This window comes from Sneathiella glossodoripedis JCM 23214 (genome assembly GCF_000616095.1).
Classification (GTDB): Bacteria; Pseudomonadota; Alphaproteobacteria; order Sneathiellales; family Sneathiellaceae; genus Sneathiella; species Sneathiella glossodoripedis.
Genome location: NZ_BAMS01000001.1, coordinates 742,957 through 758,194, shown reverse-complemented (window position 1 = coordinate 758,194; position 15,238 = coordinate 742,957). Strand labels below are relative to the sequence as shown.

Sequence of the window (15,238 nt, the reverse complement as noted above, 5' to 3'; positions counted from 1 at the left end):
CATTTATTAAGGCAGTCCTAATTTAGCCATGCAGTTTCTGCATAGGTGGTTGAGAATAATGGCACGTGCAACTTTCAGTTTCTGATAATACATGAGGGCCAGTATTTTTCTGGAGGATGTAAAATGTCTTTTCACGCAGTAAACCACACAAACTCGGCAACTCCAATCGACGGCAGCTTTCGTGCTTTCGCCGCAAAGATGAGCCTCATGCTGGTGCGGAAATATCGCGCCTACAAAACAGCAAAAGCCCTATCATTACTTAGCGATACGGAGCTGGAAGATATTGGACTGGTTCGCGCCGATATTCCGAAAGTTGCTGCTCGGACAAGCCTCTAATTTTCTGCAGAAAACTTATATCGCTTGGTAATTGTCTGCATTATGGCGTGCAACGGACCATCTTTGATTCCGAATTCGTCCAGATGCTCCAGAGTGCTCCGCAGATAATCAACATTAGGGCCGCCACGTCCTGATGCCTTTGCGATAATATTGGCTGCCTCTTCGATACTATGGCCCGCCGCATATTGCTGATGGTTTGGATCAGCAATAAAAGTCAGGCCAGTTACCCTTTCCCCGGATTGAAGAAGCTTGATTTGTGCCATTTTGGGGACATAAACGCTGGTCACCATTTCGCGCCTGTACAAATAATCAATGACGGGCTCTCGTATCTCCGCGGGGCAGCAAATTGCTTTACCACGACAGGAGCCTCCGCGGTCCAACCCCAATACAAGTCCGGGATTTTCGGCCGTGCCTCTGTGAACTACGGATGTGACACAAAATGCCCGGTGGTACCCAAAGAGCTGAGCATCAACAATTCCCTTATGCTCAAATCCCGGCCGCCACATCAAAGAGCCATAACCGAATATCCATAAATCCTCCCCGTCTGGCAGATCAGGCAGCGGATAATCAACAGGTGGCAAATCAGGTTCCAAAACCAAGTCGTAGTTTCTCATGCTCTTTTTTTAACCGGAAAGTTAACCAGCGCAACCCCAAAAATTGCAATCCCCATTCCAATAAGGGAGTTACCCCCAAGCCTTTCGTCGAAAAGGATAAAAGCAACCACAGCAGTACATGGAGGGACAAGAAAAAACAAACTCGAAACACTCGATGCGGCCCCTTTTCGAAGCAGCAAATATAGCAATGACACTGCCCCCAAAGATAGAACAAATACAAGCCACAACAAGGCGAAAACCAACTCGCCCGACCATGTGATTACCTGCTCTTCCATGACGAATGACAAAAGTATGAAGTAAAGGCTTGCAACCACGAACTGGATAAAGTTACCGCTCTTGAGGCTCATGTCAGCACAGAATTTCTTTTGATAAAGGGTTCCGATGGACATACTGAACAGTGAAATAAAACACAGCACATATCCAAACATGCTCCCCTCGCTTAAAGAAAGCTTGTTCGCGACAACCAGAAAAACTCCGCCCAACCCAGCAAACAGACCTACCCACTGACGTGCTGTTACTGTCTCTTTAAGGACAAATCCCGCCAATGCCGCAACTATAAGGGGTTGAATCCCGGCAATCAGCGCAGATGTACCTGCGGGTACACCAAGGCTGATTGCCCAAAATACCGACCCAAGATACCCACCGTGCATCAACAAGCCCGCAAATCCAATGTGAGCGGCGTCAACCCAACTGGCGGGCCAACGGGTCGATGCCATCAATACAAATGGTAAAAATAAAAGACTGCACGCGACAAACCGAACAGCAAGAAATGTCATTGGCTCAATATAAGGCAAGCCCAGTTTCGCTCCTATAAAGCCGGTACTCCACAGAAAAACAAACAGCATCGGCATTGACGCGATTGCATATTTTTCCAGTTGGTTTGATGGGTTCTGATGCATTCTGAAGAAGGTTTCCAAGGAAAGTCAGTGACAGTTTTCCATTCAACTTATAGAGTGACGCTGAAAAGCTCAAGCAATAGAGACAAAGCAAAATTCATGCGAATTCTTATCACAGCAATCGTCATTCTCACTGGTCTTTCAGGCGGTTATATTTACTGGTGGAATCTCTTGGCTGATCAGTCGGTGACTGCATTGGAACGCTGGAAAGAGTCGCAACGGAGCAAAGGGGTTGAAATTGAACATTCCCCGGTAAAAGTGGAGGGCTTTCCTTATCGAATACACTTATCGGCAAGTTCGCTCCTCATAAGAGAGAGCTATCCCAATGGCTCCCCCATGCAAAGAGCATCTGTACCTGAAATCTGGGCAATTGCCCAACCTTGGAACCTGTCCCATATGATATTGGGAAGTTCTGGTAAAATTGATTATGAATTCATAGAAAAGAGCGGAGACAAAAAATCTGCAAATATTTTACCGGAAAAGGCCCTCGCCAGTGTCACCTTGAATTCTGCACAGGAAGTGGAAAAACTGGCGATTGATTTTGGGAATGTTACGTTCGACGGCAACCTTATTGGCAGTGGAACTGCGCAAAGAATTCAACTACATACGCGTAGCGAACAACGGGCCCTGAACACAGAAGGATCAGATGCATCCGCAAATGAGCTCAAAACATCCAACTTTCAACAAATAGCATTACGAGCAAGTGAGCTTTACCTCAATTCACTCGAAAAAAATCCTCTTGGCCCTACCATTGATGCGGTCAGTATTCTGGCTGAAACTGCAGCAGAGTTTAAAGACTTTAAAGATCGAGCAAGCCTTCAGAAATGGCGCGATCAAGGAGGAGTTATCGACATTACCGACGCAACGGTTAAATGGGGGCAAAGCAAACTTGAGACAACTGGTAGCCTTACCCTGGATCAGGACAACTACCTGCTAGGAGCATTTAATACGAAGGTTGAAGGCTTTAGCGAGCTTTTCAGTCTTCTTGCGACAACCAAGGGCATGAATGAAAAGGATATGAAGAGTGCTCTATTTGCGCTTAATCTGCTGGCAAAAACCGACAAGAAAGGAAACAGGTTTATCGAAGTCCCGGTAAGTTTGCAGGATCAAGCATTTTATATCGGCCCACTCAAACTGTTCCGTCTGTCACCCTTGTTCTAGGTTATTCATCCTCATGCGTCGCAGCACGACCAAAATCTGGCTCTGCTGTTTCCTGACCAGCATCAATAATCTGTCTGCGAATGGCCCGTGTGCGGGTGAAAACTTCAAATAATGTGTCCCCATCATCACGGCGAATAGCCCGCTGCAACGCAGTCAGATCTTCTGTAAACCTGCCGAGCATTTCGAGAACTGCATCTTTATTGTTCAAAAAAACATCACGCCACATAGTCGGGTCTGAAGCAGCAATACGGGTAAAATCCCGAAAACCACCTGCAGAATATTTAATGACTTCGGACCGTGTCACTTCCGACAGCTCATCAGCGGTCCCCACAATGTTATAGGCAATCAAATGCGGAACATGCGATGTAATAGCCAGAACCAGATCATGATGGGCTGGATCCATTCTTTCCACGTTGCTGCCCATTTCAGACCAAAAGCGGGATAGTTTATCAATTGCAGCATCTGTTGACTTGGCAGAGGGGGTAATTATCAACCATCTATTACGGAACAGATCCGCGTAGCCCGCCGCTGGGCCTGATTTTTCAGAACCCGCAACTGGATGCGCCGCAACAAAATCAACCCCATCAGGAATATGTGGCTCGATCGCATCCACAACCATCTGCTTTACGGACCCAACGTCAGTGAGGAGCGCCCCTTTCTTCAGATGAGGAGCAATTTCTTCAGCCAGTTTGCTATAGGTTCCAAGAGGCGTACATAAAATCACAAGATCCGCATCTTTAACCGCATCGATGGCCTGTTCAAAAGCCTGATCAACCAGCTTAAGCTCCTGCGCGACCCTTCGTGTATCATGTGTCCGCGCAGAACAGACAATTTGCTCAACCAAGCCATGTTTACGGGCAGCACGTGCGATAGAAGAGCCGATCAGTCCAATTCCGATCAATGCCATTTTTGGAAATATGACGGACGCTTTTTCACTCATTTTTCAGGCTTCCAGAAATTCTTTCAGGCAATCAATTACGGCACGATTTTCATCATCGGTTCCCACAGACATCCGTAAACAGGTCGGCAAACCATATGACGCCACGCTGCGCAAGATTAACCCTCGATCACTTAAATATTGATCAGCAGCAGACGCCTCTTTTCCTGTGCCGGCAAAATCAATCAAAATAAAGTTACCCACACTATCTGTGACCCCAAGACCCATTCCACGCAGGCTCTGGGTTAGGATGGGTATCCACTTGTCGTTATGAGCGACCGCAGCTTCTACAAATTCCTGATCTTTTACAGCAGCAATACCCGCTGCATGGGCAGCCGCATTCACATTGAATGGACCGCGAACTCTATGCAATACATCAATCACATGTGACGGGCCATACGCCCAACCCAACCGTAAAGCAGACAAGCCATATATTTTGGAAAATGTCCGGGTCATGATCACATTGTCATTCTCCGCGACCAGTTTCGCACCTGATTCATAATCGGGCTTGCGAACATATTCCGCATATGCTGCGTCCAGTACCAACAGAATATCGCTGCGCAATCCAGCATGCAGACGAGCAACCTCATCTGCAGATATATAGGTTCCTGTTGGATTATTGGGATTAGCCAAGAATAGAATTTTTGTACGGTCTGTAACCGCAGCTAACAACGCGTCAACATCTGTTGTCAAATTCTGCTCTGGGGCCTTAACTGGCGTCGCCCCATTGGCCATTGCAGCCAGTTCGTACACAAGAAATCCGTGCTGCGAAAAAAGAACTTCATCACCAGGTCCGGCGTAGGCATTTGTAATCAATGACAAAAGTTCATCAGAGCCGTTCCCACAGATTAACCTGTCGGTTGGAAGCTTGTGAACCTCTGCAATTGCTTCAATAAGTGCAGTTGATCCACCGTCCGGGTAAAGATGCAGCTTGTCAGCCATTTCCTTCAAAGCGGTTTTGGCTTTTGTACTAGCGCCCAACGGCGTTTCATTAGAAGAAAGTTTTGCGACTGTCTGACCTGAACCCCCTGTTGATTTTCCACCAACATAAGGGGTTATATCCAGAATACCGGGTTTCGGTGTAGGCAACAATGATGACATTTTAGATAACTTTCGAACGCTTAGCTTTGCGTTATTGGGACCGCATAGGCACCCAGTACAACTGTTTTAATTACAGAATCCCCAATTAATTCAGCAAATTTTTCAAGACGGGGATCAGTCTGACGGATAAAATCCGGTGCTTGGAATAAATGCAGCCAGTCACCCTCCTCAACCGCTGGGGATCTGCTGTCCAAACAATGTCCCCCTATACCAGACTTATTCAAAAACTCATTCAGCCGCGCTCTACTCACTTCATCCTGCGTCATTACAACAAACAATGTCACATCATTGCCTGAAGGTTCCGGTTCAGCTTGGCCGATAACAAGCGCATTCAAATCTTCAAAGGCACCTGTTTCATTTTGAACAAAGGGCAAAGCGGCCAGAATTTTTGGGACTGTGTCTCCTCCTTGAGCCAGATGCTCCCACCAGTTGTCCCGCTCCACATTTATCCAGGGCATCAAACCCAATTTTGTGGGATCGGTTGACACATCCCGCAGGACAACGGTTGGGGATTTATGCAAACTCATCGGTGTACCGCTGCCAAAATGCATCCGTGCCAGATCCCAGTATCCAACTGACTTTTCAGGCGCTGTTATGGACACTGATTGTGGTTTCTGCATGCGACACACAGCAGAGATAATTTCTCGCCAGATACTCGCCACTACCGCATCAGACAAATCACTCTTATGCTTTTCCAGAATGCCCCGCATCACTTGCGCTTCTCGGCCTGGCCGGAACGCCAAATGTGTATCATCGTCTTCTTTAGCCGCGGCAATATCCTTGACGATCGCAATTCTTTTTTCCAGCACAGACAGAAGTTCAGCGTCCAGACGATCGACCTCAGCCCTCAATTCTTCAAGTTTTTTATTTGTTTTTGACACGTTTCAGCCCTGAAATACGACACTAGTTGTTAAAATCCGACCCGTATTGACAATATATGCCCTAAGACTGCAGAAAATATTGACAGTTATTGCTCATCCACCCTAGGGTCCGGACTTATTAAAGAGGCCCATGGAAAAGCATGAGACTGTTTAATAAGTCAGGAACCTAGCTACCAGCAAAATAACCTAAAACAAAGATATTTCTAACCACTGTTTGTGAAAAGAGTCGTTGTCGTGTCAATTATCCCCACAGAACCAAATCATCACACTGTGAAATTGGGAACCGAGGTTCCGATGCCACTGGACTGTGGGGCTATGATGAGCGACATCACCGTGGCATACAACACCTACGGTACGTTGAACGAAGATCGCAGCAATGCCATTCTTGTATGCCATGCCCTAACCGGTGACCAGTTCGCCGCAAGCAGACAACCTCTGACCGGAAAAGATGGCTGGTGGAATATCATGATTGGCCCAGGCAAAGTACTGGATACCAATCGATATTTTATAGTTTGCTCAAATGTACTGGGCGGCTGCATGGGCACAACCGGGCCAAAAGATATAAACCCCGAAACAGGCAAGCCATACGGGCTTGAATTTCCGATTATTACCATCGGCGATATGGTGCGAACACAGGCGCTGTTACAGGATTATCTGGAAATACCAACCTGGTTTTCGGTCATTGGCGGATCAATGGGAGGCATGCAAGTTCTCCAATGGGCCAGCGCTTATCCTGAACGCTGCTTTAGTGCCATACCGATTGCAACCGCGGCAAAACATTCTGCTCAAAACATCGCCTTTCATGAAGTGGGCAGACAGGCGGTCATGGCTGATCCAGATTGGCTAGGGGGCAAATATCTGGAGCAGGACAAAAACCCGCGCGCAGGACTTGCGGTTGCCAGAATGGCAGCGCATGTCACATATCTGTCTGAATCAGCCCTGCATCGGAAATTCGGACGCAACCTTCAGGATCGCGACAGTTTAACATATGGCTTTGACGCAGATTTTCAGGTGGAGAGTTACTTAAGATATCAAGGCATTAACTTCGTAGACCGCTTCGATGCCAATTCATACCTTTATATTACAAGGGCCATGGACTATTTCGACCTTGCGAGGGATCACGGCGGATCACTTCCACTCGCCTTCAAAGATACAAAAACCAGATTTTGCGTTGTGTCTTTTTCAAGTGACTGGCTATTCCCTACAACAGAAAGCAAAGACATTGTACGCGCATTAATCGCCGCCGCTGCAAATGTAAGTTTCGTTGAAATTGAAACTGACAAAGGACATGACGCATTTCTATTGGATACACCTGAAATGCTGCAAACGATAGGTGGCTTTTTGAAGTCTACCGCCATAAGCAGGGGGTTAAGCACATGATTGAAAACACAACCTTGACCCGCCCTCAAGATATTCGTGTTGATTTACAACTGATCGCGCAGATGGTGGAACCTGGCAGCCGCGTCCTGGATGTGGGTTGCGCTGATGGCACGCTTCTCTCTCATCTGGTTGAAACCAAACAGGTGGACGGCCGGGGGATCGAGCTTAGTCAGGCAGGTGTCAACGCCTGTGTTCGCAAAGGCCTGTCGGTTGTGCAGGGGGACGCCGATGCAGATTTAAGTGACTATCCTGATAAAGGCTTCGACTACGCAATTCTGAGCCAGACCTTGCAAGCTACACATAGACCCAAATTGGTTATGGAACAATTGCTACGGGTTGGTAAAAAGGCGGTGGTCTCCTTTCCAAACTTTGCCTATTGGAGATGCCGCACCTACCTGGCATTCAAGGGCAGAATGCCAATGACCAGCTCACTCGACTATGCCTGGTATGAAACTCCGAATATTCATTTTTGCACTCTAAGAGATTTCACGGTCCTGTGCGAAGAGCTGAATATCCGCATCCAACAATCAATCATCGTTGGAAATGATGGCAAAGTTCTCTCTTATCCCTTTACCAGTCGCCGGGCGAATTTTTTCGCCGCGCAGTGTGTTTTTATGCTGGAAAGCCAGGAAAACATTAGATTTCCTCATCACACTTCATATTGCTGGTAACCGTTCCAATGGGTACCGCGGCCGGTGCGATCAAAGGTCTTAGCTTCTTTTTGCGCATCGGCTCTTCCGGGATGGCGAGAATCTGTTTTTCAGCTTCGATTATACGCACACCACTAAATCGAGCCCACCATTTCTCCCCCAGTTTTTCAAGAAACCGCGCCATACGCAGGTTAAGACGAGCACCACTTGGCGGAAAATAAAGCGCACCCTGAATATCACCATAGGTAAACATATTATTTCGAAGCAGCCGCCGCAGTTGTTTATCCGAGAAAGGATACCCATGACCAAAGGGCGTTTTCTCCATTCTCGCCCACAATCCACCACGAGAGGGCACAATGATCAAAACTTTCCCACTGGAGGTTAATACTCTCCAGACTTCCTCGAGCACCTCATCAGCCTCTCTTGTATTTTCGAGGCCGTGAACAAGGATAATGCGATCAACAGAGTTATCTGGCAGTGGCAACGAGTTTTCATCACTAAGTCCCACCAGGCTAGGTCCGCCATGAGGCCAGTGAATCACCCCTTGCTGAGTTGGCATTAGTGCGATTGTTCGTTCTGTTTCGCTGCGAAATGGATAAAGATAAGGCGTCGAATATCCTAACCCCAACAACCTGAAATTTGAAATATCAGGCCATAGCAAACGAATTTTACGAACCAGTGCTTTACGCACTGCGACACCCAGACGGGTATGGTAAAATTTCCGCAAGTCTATGACATCAGGGCGCATCATGGGTTATACTACCAGCAACATTCAAAATAATAGCATAAAAGTCTGAGACAAATGAGCAAACTGCAAATTCATCAAATCCCAGTATTACATGATAACTATCTTTATCTGATCAAGGATATAGCAAGCGATAAAGTTGCAATTGTAGACCCGGCCGTTAGTGATCCCGTTTTGGACAAACTGAATGAGTTGGGATGGAAACTGACCCATATTCTCAACACTCACCATCATATGGATCACACAGGTGCCAATCTGGACCTCAAAGAGAAAACAGGCTGCACAATTGTCGGATCAAAAAGTGATGCCAGCAGAATACCGGGGATCGATGTCCAACTCAGTGACGGAGACGTCTATGAGTTTGGGGAATCAAACGCCAGAATTTTTGATGTTTCAGGGCACACAATTGGCCATATCGCTTACTGGTTTGAACAGTCCAATGCACTATTTTGCGGGGATGCCCTATTTGCTTTGGGTTGCGGGCGCCTCTTCGAAGGCACACCAGCTCAAATGTGGGAAAGTCTATCCAAACTAAAAACGCTTCCTGATACCACCCAAATTTATTGCGCCCATGAATACACAGAAGCAAACGCAAAATTTGCCTTAAGCGTTGAGCCGCAAAATACTGATCTGCAGAACCGATATGAAGAGATTGTAAAGTTAAGGGGTGCCAATAAGCCGACAGTGCCATCCACACTGGCTGATGAAAAACGAACCAATCCTTTTCTTAGACCAGACAGTGATTATATTCAGGAAACACTTGGAATGAGGGGCTCAAACCTGATCGACATTTTCGCCGAGATCAGGTCACGAAAAGACAACTTTTAACCAGAGTACATAAAGAAATGAAATATTTACACACTATGGTCCGGGTAACAGACCTGGAAGCCAGCCTTGATTTCTACTGCAATAGCCTTGGGCTAAAGGAAGTTCGCAGAAAAGAAGTTGAAGCAGGCCGCTTTACGCTCGTTTTTCTGGCACCTGAAGGGCAGGAAGATGCGCAGATTGAACTCACCTACAACTGGGATCCGGAAACCTATAGCGGCGGCCGTAATTTCGGCCATCTGGCCTACGAAGTTGATGATATTTACGCAATTTGCCAGCATATGATGGAAAGAGGCGTCACAATTAACAGACCCCCAAGAGACGGGCGGATGGCTTTCGTGCGCTCACCAGACAACATTTCCATCGAATTGCTCCAAAAAGGGGACGCACTCCCCCCAGCTGAACCTTGGGCAAGCATGGAAAATACAGGTGAATGGTAAGCCCGTCACTTAACCTGAGCGGGGCCTGTTATGTAGCAGGTCCCGAAAAATACGGAGCGATCCTACAATAGCGCCCAGAGTTATTAAGAGGCATCCCCATAATAGTGGCCAGCTAAACTCAACTCCGCTTAACAAAACAAGCAGAATTGTTGATAACAATGGCGACAGATAAGACAAAACGCCAAGACCTTGAATATCCCCGTGTTTTACACCTATGTCCCATAGGAAGAACGCACCACCTACCGGACCAAGCCCAAGTCCCAGCACTGCCAACCACGCGATTAGATCACCCGGCCATACGGTTTGCTCAAATATGATGTGACATCCCGCTGATAGCACCGCCGTCAACAAACAGAATGCCCCCACAACATCCGTTGACACCTGAGAAAACTTGCGACTTAGGACGGAGTAACCTGACCATATGAATGCGCATGCGAAAGCGGCGAGATATCCCGGGGTATGAGTTGGATCAAGTTGCAAATCCTGCCCCTTTGTGATGAGTAATGCTGCACCCGCCAAACTGATAAATGCTCCTGCTACGTGGAACCAGTACAGTTTTTCACCCGGAAGAAAAGCAGAAAAAATTACGATCAGAAGCGGCCACAGATAGGCGATTAATCCTGCTTCCGCTGGCGGGGCTGATTTAAGCGCCATAAAATAGAAAAAATGGTATCCAAACAGACCGCAAACACCAAGCAACCATAATTTGGCATCCAACCTAAAATAGGCGGAGACGTTCTCTCCTTTAACGACCCATTTTACCGCAATTAGCAGAAAAGCTATGGCAAAGCTCATTCCTGTAAGCTGGAATGGCGGGATATCTCCGGTATAAACGGTAAATAGAGCCAGTAATGCCCATAGCAATATAGCGAGCAGGCCAAGAAGTGTTGCTTTTTTTCGTGTCATCAAAGAGAGCTAATTCGGTGTGCATGAGTGTCGATGTTTTGGATAAACTAGTTCAACTCACGCTCGACAAACAAGCGAAAAGGCATGCGCCCAGGGAGGACGAACATGCCTTTTCTTCAAGTCGGTTAGACAGGGCCCGACTTAATACATATGCTGTCCACCATTGATGGACAGGGTGGAACCGGTTATGAAACCAGCTTCGTCTGCGACAAGAAAGCAAACGCCTCTTGCAATCTCGCTAGCCTTACCAAGACGACCCACCGGAATTTTAGCAACAATTTTTTCAAGAACTGCGGACGGAACAGCAGCAACCATATCAGTATCGATATAACCCGGAGCTATGGCATTTACGGTTATACCTGTGCCGCCCCTTCCTGCGCCATAGCTTTGGTGAAACCATGAATACCAGATTTGGCAGCAGCGTAATTTACCTGTCCATATTGCCCTGCCTGACCATTAATTGATCCGATATTGACAACACGGCCAAATTTGGCTGCTCTCATATCTTCAATGGTTGCCCTGCACATATTGAAACAGGAGCCAAGGTTCGTATCGATGACTTCCTGCCAGGACTGTTTATCCATTCGGTGCAGAGTCCCATCGCGGGTGATACCAGCGTTATTCACTACGATTTCAACCGGCCCCAAATCCGCCTTCACTTTTGCAACGCCTTCAACGCAGGCGTCAAAATCGGAAACATCCCATTTATACGATGCTATTCCAGTGCGCTCAGTAAAGGCTTTGGCCCGCTCATCGTTACCGCCGTAATTCGCAGCAACTTTATAACCTTTTTCTGCCAACATTACAGAAATGGCTTCGCCAATTCCACGTGTACCGCCTGTTACAATTGCTACTCTGCCCATATCCCTATCATCCTCAGTTGTAATGAAAGTTACCGTTCAACACACATCGCAATTCCCATACCGCCGCCGATACACAAAGTTGCGAGACCTTTCTTTGCGTCTCTTTTTTGCATTTCGTGCAGTAATGTTACCAAAACCCTTGCTCCAGAGGCACCAATCGGATGGCCGATAGCAATTGCGCCTCCATTTACATTTACTTTATTTGTATCCCATCCAAGATCCTTATTCACAGCGCAAGCCTGAGCAGCAAAAGCCTCGTTAGCCTCGATCAGATCAAGATCATCAACGCTCCAGCCAGCTTTTTCCAGCGCCAGTCGCTTGCTGGAATTGGGCCCGTCCCCATAATCGACGGATCTACACCAGCTTGTGCCCATGAAACGATACGAGCCATAGGTGCCAAACCGCGAGCCTGCGCCTCATCTGAGGACATCATAACAACTGCTGCTGCGCCATCATTAATTCCCGATGAGTTACCGGCAGTAACACTGCCCCCATCCTTTTGGAAAGCAGTTCGAAGCGCGCTCAGCTTTTCAACAGTGGTGCCTGCCCGAATATATTCATCATCTTCAACAACAACATCGCCCTTGCGGCCTTTGATGGTCACAGGAACAATTTCATCTTTAAAGCGTCCCTCTTCCTGTGCCTTACCGGCTTTAGCCTGAGAAGCCGCTGCAAATTCATCCTGTTGTTCTCTCGTGATCTGCCATTTGGCAGCGACATTTTCTGCTGTATTTCCCATATGATAGCCATGAAATGCATCCAGCAAGCCATCTTTGAGCATCGTGTCTGTAAATTCCAGCGCTCCCATCTTCTGACCATTGCGCAAATGAGCGCAATGCGGTGCCTGACTCATGCTTTCCTGGCCACCAGCGACCACAATCTTGCTATCACCGTTCAACACGGCCTGATAGCCAAGCGCAACGGCACGCAAACCCGAACCGCATAGCTGGTTTACACCCCAAGCAGGGACCTCTACCGGTAAATCCGCGGCAATTGCTGCTTGCCGTGCAGGGTTTTGACCTTCGCCTGCAGTGAGGATTTGGCCCATAATTACTTCGGATACATCAGCTCCATTGGCCTGTGACCGTTTAAGTGCTTCACGTATCGCAACCTCGCCCAGTTTATGGGCGGGCAAAGCGGAAAGGGCACCATTAAAGGAACCTACCGGTGTCCGTGCCGCACTTGTAATTACAACATCCATTGCAGACCTCTCATTTTTCGAAAACTAATTAAAATTCAATCATTATTCTTATTTCGCAATTTTCGAAATAGTTTTCGACAATTAACGAAATAACCTTTTAAATTCGCACATGCAACAATTATTGTGCATCTGCGGTAAATTAATTACATATTTCTGATCCAGTCAATAACATCCTGCCATAAATTTTGACGCGCCCCACGCCCGACCATCATTCCAATATGACCATTTCCTACAGTAAGTAACTCTGAATTTGGTAACTGCAAGGCCAATTCTTTCGCTGAAGCAGGCGGAACAATTTTATCCGCTGATGGTACAGCAATTAATGACGGAATTGTTATATTCTTCGGATTAATCAACTCTGCCCCTACGGACCACTGGCCGTTCGATGGCGCATTCTCACCATACCATGAAACGAAGCAGGCTTGTGCAACTTTTGGCGCCAACGGAACACCATCATTCAGCCAATCTTCAAGTGCAACAAAAACTGTTGCGCGCTCGGAAGCCTGATCCATTCGATCAAAAAGTTCAAACTTGTTCATACATAGATTGGGATCGAGTGACGTAAAAAATGCCTGCAATATATCAACAGGAAGTTCCTGAAAACCACTTAGCAAAGCCGACCAGAAAGCTTCGTTATTAAGGAAGTTTTTTGCAGCCAGCCCCAGTCCTTCATGAAAATTCCAAGGTGTTGCTACTGCGACAAAACTTTTGAAGTCCTGTTGCCGGAAATGGCTGAGCGCAACACAGAGCGTACCTCCCATACAATATCCAAATAAATGAATAGGGGTGCCCACAAACTTTACTTTAACAAAATCCAATGCCGGTCCTAGGACATTCAGAATATAATCATCAAGGAATACTCCTTTTCATCAGGGTCGACCTCTCCCCAGTCTATGAGTAACGGCCGAATTCCCGCTTCCCTCAACGCCTCCACTAAGCTGTTTCCCGGCATCAGGTCCAAAATATAGGCTCTGTTCACCAAAGACGGAACCATCAACAGTATGGGAGAGCTTTGTCCAAGATCAGGAGCGCAGTCGTTCAGCTTGATATTACCCTTTGACCATATAATCGGGTGCTGACTTTCCTGCCGTTTATAAGGATGTTTTCGATACTTCGCTATTCCTGACATCATGGACACCAGTTTATTATGTCCTTCGCTCGCCAGTGCCGCTGAAATTTCCGCAATATCGAACTGCTGTAATTTTTCAGAGAGTTCCCGGCCCTCTTGTGCCAGTTCCGGTATCCAAGGGAGCTGGCCAGACCTGCACATTACAATCGCATTGACTGAACTGCTTAGCGTCATGGCACTTAGTCCAAGATGTAAACCCAACGGCCTTGGGGCCAAACTGCGAAAATTTTGAGCAACGTCAGTCATTTTTATCGTCGCTTCGTTCATTTTCACGCACCAAATTCTTCACCAGCTCCTCCTGCTGGCCAAGGAGTTGCAGTAATGTGGTCTCAGGGTTCCTCGACGAGGCAGCAAGTTGTCTTTGCCACAAATCGAAAAATTCCAGGACTGTCTTTTTGAGTTCCGGTTTCGTTGACATAAGACAATTATAGACCCTGTACGCCCTAACAACCAGCAAGCTATTCTTACGTGATCAAATGATAATTATTGCCAAAAACGTAACTGCATTGCACAATACGCAATTGCAGCGCAGCAATTACAGGGAATGAATTCACTTGGTCGATACTAATTCTGATACCGTAGCCCCAGTTACCATCAAGAAATACGCCAATAGGCGTTTGTATAATACTGCGACATCGTCATATGTGACTCTCGATCATCTAAGCCAAATGGTGAAACAAGGTGAAGAGTTCGTAGTCTATGATGCAAAAACAAATGAAGACATCACTCGATCTGTTCTCACGCAAATCATCTTTGAAGAAGAAGCAAAAGGGCAAAACCTTCTGCCAATCAGTTTTTTGAGGCAATTGATTCGCTATTATGGGGACAGCCTGCAAACGATTGTTCCGGATTATCTGGATATGTCCATGCGATCCTTTACGAGCAATCAGGACAAGATGCGCGATGCACTGCCCGAAGGCGTGCGTGAAAATCCGCTCTATCAGCAGTTTGAAGAAATGGGTCGTCAGAATATGGCTATGTTTACTCAAGCCATGAAGATGTTCACGCCTCCTACCTACGGCTCGCCCAAACCTGCGACCCCCGAAACTGAAAGCAAACCTCAAGAACAGTCTGAGAATGCGGCTGAGATGATGAAAGAGTTGAAGGACCAGCTCGCTCAGATGCAGGCCCGGATTGATAAGTTGAGTGAAAAATAAAATCACAGCAACTAGG

Annotated in this window: 16 protein-coding genes and 2 pseudogenes; 7 read left to right on the top strand and 11 right to left on the bottom strand. The window is 47.0% G+C overall.

Annotated features, from left to right (window positions below):
* The first annotated feature begins 123 nt into the window (after nucleotides 1-123).
* The gene (locus JCM23214_RS23875) at nucleotides 124-336 is read left to right on the top strand and encodes a DUF1127 domain-containing protein (RefSeq protein WP_025897642.1); all 213 of its coding nucleotides are present in this window, start codon (nucleotides 124-126) and stop codon (nucleotides 334-336) included.
* Here JCM23214_RS23875 and JCM23214_RS03790 read toward each other — a convergent pair.
* Together JCM23214_RS03790 and JCM23214_RS03785 are read right to left on the bottom strand one after the other, a co-directional pair.
* Entirely contained in the window at nucleotides 333-950 is a 618-nt protein-coding gene (locus JCM23214_RS03790; protein ID WP_025897641.1) for a gamma-glutamylcyclotransferase, read from the bottom strand. The genes JCM23214_RS23875 and JCM23214_RS03790 overlap by 4 nt on opposite strands.
* The gene (locus JCM23214_RS03785) at nucleotides 947-1,849 is read right to left on the bottom strand and encodes a DMT family transporter (protein WP_025897640.1); all 903 of its coding nucleotides are present in this window, start codon (nucleotides 1,847-1,849) and stop codon (nucleotides 947-949) included. Before JCM23214_RS03785 ends, JCM23214_RS03790 begins: the two co-directional genes overlap by 4 nt.
* Before the next feature lie 96 nt (nucleotides 1,850-1,945).
* Between JCM23214_RS03785 and JCM23214_RS03780 the strand changes: the two genes are divergently transcribed.
* Nucleotides 1,946-3,007, top strand: a complete 1,062-nt coding sequence (locus JCM23214_RS03780; protein ID WP_159104294.1) for a DUF2125 domain-containing protein — start codon at nucleotides 1,946-1,948, stop codon at nucleotides 3,005-3,007.
* A 1-nt stretch (nucleotide 3,008) separates the two neighbouring features.
* Here JCM23214_RS03780 and JCM23214_RS03775 read toward each other — a convergent pair whose 3' ends face one another.
* From JCM23214_RS03775 to JCM23214_RS03765, 3 genes are read right to left on the bottom strand one after another with little or no spacing between them, the layout of a single operon-like run.
* Nucleotides 3,009-3,947, bottom strand: a complete 939-nt coding sequence (locus tag JCM23214_RS03775; protein ID WP_037492575.1) for a prephenate/arogenate dehydrogenase family protein — start codon at nucleotides 3,945-3,947, stop codon at nucleotides 3,009-3,011.
* 3 nt (nucleotides 3,948-3,950) lie between these two features.
* Nucleotides 3,951-5,045 (bottom strand): histidinol-phosphate transaminase, encoded by a 1,095-nt coding sequence (gene hisC, locus JCM23214_RS03770; protein ID WP_025897637.1) that lies wholly within the window; start codon nucleotides 5,043-5,045, stop codon nucleotides 3,951-3,953.
* A 20-nt stretch (nucleotides 5,046-5,065) separates the two neighbouring features.
* Complete coding sequence (locus JCM23214_RS03765; protein ID WP_025897636.1) at nucleotides 5,066-5,926, bottom strand: chorismate mutase; 861 nt, start codon at nucleotides 5,924-5,926, stop codon at nucleotides 5,066-5,068.
* A gap of 234 nt (nucleotides 5,927-6,160) precedes the next feature.
* Here JCM23214_RS03765 and metX point away from each other — a divergent pair, with 234 nt between their 5' ends.
* Both metX and metW read left to right on the top strand, forming a co-directional pair.
* The gene (gene metX / locus JCM23214_RS03760; protein ID WP_025897635.1) at nucleotides 6,161-7,306 is read left to right on the top strand and encodes a homoserine O-acetyltransferase MetX; all 1,146 of its coding nucleotides are present in this window, start codon (nucleotides 6,161-6,163) and stop codon (nucleotides 7,304-7,306) included.
* Nucleotides 7,303-7,977 (top strand): methionine biosynthesis protein MetW, encoded by a 675-nt coding sequence (gene metW / locus JCM23214_RS03755; protein ID WP_051548011.1) that lies wholly within the window; start codon nucleotides 7,303-7,305, stop codon nucleotides 7,975-7,977. Before metX ends, metW begins: the two co-directional genes overlap by 4 nt.
* Here the strand turns inward: metW and JCM23214_RS03750 are convergent.
* Nucleotides 7,943-8,707 (bottom strand): class I SAM-dependent methyltransferase, encoded by a 765-nt coding sequence (locus tag JCM23214_RS03750; protein WP_199899273.1) that lies wholly within the window; start codon nucleotides 8,705-8,707, stop codon nucleotides 7,943-7,945. The genes metW and JCM23214_RS03750 overlap by 35 nt on opposite strands.
* 51 nt (nucleotides 8,708-8,758) lie before the next feature.
* On the opposite strand from JCM23214_RS03750, the gene gloB reads away from it, so the two are divergent.
* Both gloB and JCM23214_RS03740 read left to right on the top strand, forming a co-directional pair.
* Nucleotides 8,759-9,529, top strand: a complete 771-nt coding sequence (gloB, locus tag JCM23214_RS03745) for a hydroxyacylglutathione hydrolase (protein ID WP_037492573.1) — start codon at nucleotides 8,759-8,761, stop codon at nucleotides 9,527-9,529.
* A 17-nt stretch (nucleotides 9,530-9,546) separates the two neighbouring features.
* On the top strand, nucleotides 9,547-9,966 hold the full coding sequence (locus JCM23214_RS03740; RefSeq protein ID WP_025897629.1) for a VOC family protein: 420 nt from the start codon (nucleotides 9,547-9,549) through the stop codon (nucleotides 9,964-9,966).
* 9 nt (nucleotides 9,967-9,975) lie between these two features.
* Here the strand turns inward: JCM23214_RS03740 and yddG are convergent, their stop codons facing one another.
* The 5 genes and pseudogenes from yddG to JCM23214_RS22035 all read right to left on the bottom strand — a co-directional run bounded on the left by yddG (nucleotide 9,976) and on the right by JCM23214_RS22035 (nucleotide 14,332).
* Nucleotides 9,976-10,872: an aromatic amino acid exporter YddG gene (gene yddG, locus JCM23214_RS03735; protein WP_025897628.1), complete on the bottom strand. Its 897-nt coding sequence runs from the start codon at nucleotides 10,870-10,872 to the stop codon at nucleotides 9,976-9,978.
* Between the two features lie 141 nt (nucleotides 10,873-11,013).
* Nucleotides 11,014-11,735: pseudogene (gene phbB / locus JCM23214_RS25245) on the bottom strand (acetoacetyl-CoA reductase).
* 29 nt (nucleotides 11,736-11,764) lie between these two features.
* Nucleotides 11,765-12,936: pseudogene (locus JCM23214_RS18930) on the bottom strand (acetyl-CoA C-acetyltransferase).
* A gap of 143 nt (nucleotides 12,937-13,079) precedes the next feature.
* Nucleotides 13,080-13,730 (bottom strand): alpha/beta fold hydrolase, encoded by a 651-nt coding sequence (locus tag JCM23214_RS22040; protein ID WP_267879388.1) that lies wholly within the window; start codon nucleotides 13,728-13,730, stop codon nucleotides 13,080-13,082.
* A 41-nt stretch (nucleotides 13,731-13,771) separates the two neighbouring features.
* Complete coding sequence (locus JCM23214_RS22035; RefSeq protein ID WP_051548009.1) at nucleotides 13,772-14,332, bottom strand: hypothetical protein; 561 nt, start codon at nucleotides 14,330-14,332, stop codon at nucleotides 13,772-13,774.
* A gap of 287 nt (nucleotides 14,333-14,619) precedes the next feature.
* Between JCM23214_RS22035 and phaR the strand changes: the two genes are divergently transcribed.
* Complete coding sequence (gene phaR, locus JCM23214_RS03710; protein WP_025897626.1) at nucleotides 14,620-15,222, top strand: polyhydroxyalkanoate synthesis repressor PhaR; 603 nt, start codon at nucleotides 14,620-14,622, stop codon at nucleotides 15,220-15,222.
* Nucleotides 15,223-15,238 lie beyond the last annotated feature (16 nt).

Bases quoted from the DNA above. Each gene is read 5' to 3' on its own strand.
- JCM23214_RS23875 (WP_025897642.1), top strand. From the start codon at position 124: ATGTCTTTTCACGCAGTAAACCACACAAACTCGGCAACTCCAATCGAC.
- JCM23214_RS03790 (WP_025897641.1), bottom strand. From the start codon at position 950: ATGAGAAACTACGACTTGGTTTTGGAACCTGATTTGCCACCTGTTGAT.
- JCM23214_RS03785 (WP_025897640.1), bottom strand. From the start codon at position 1,849: ATGCATCAGAACCCATCAAACCAACTGGAAAAATATGCAATCGCGTCA.
- JCM23214_RS03780 (WP_159104294.1), top strand. From the start codon at position 1,946: ATGCGAATTCTTATCACAGCAATCGTCATTCTCACTGGTCTTTCAGGC.
- JCM23214_RS03775 (WP_037492575.1), bottom strand. From the start codon at position 3,947: ATGAGTGAAAAAGCGTCCGTCATATTTCCAAAAATGGCATTGATCGGA.
- hisC (WP_025897637.1), bottom strand. From the start codon at position 5,045: ATGTCATCATTGTTGCCTACACCGAAACCCGGTATTCTGGATATAACC.
- metW (WP_051548011.1), top strand. From the start codon at position 7,303: ATGATTGAAAACACAACCTTGACCCGCCCTCAAGATATTCGTGTTGAT.
- JCM23214_RS03750 (WP_199899273.1), bottom strand. From the start codon at position 8,707: ATGATGCGCCCTGATGTCATAGACTTGCGGAAATTTTACCATACCCGT.
- gloB (WP_037492573.1), top strand. From the start codon at position 8,759: ATGAGCAAACTGCAAATTCATCAAATCCCAGTATTACATGATAACTAT.
- JCM23214_RS03740 (WP_025897629.1), top strand. From the start codon at position 9,547: ATGAAATATTTACACACTATGGTCCGGGTAACAGACCTGGAAGCCAGC.
- yddG (WP_025897628.1), bottom strand. From the start codon at position 10,872: ATGACACGAAAAAAAGCAACACTTCTTGGCCTGCTCGCTATATTGCTA.
- JCM23214_RS22035 (WP_051548009.1), bottom strand. From the start codon at position 14,332: ATGAACGAAGCGACGATAAAAATGACTGACGTTGCTCAAAATTTTCGC.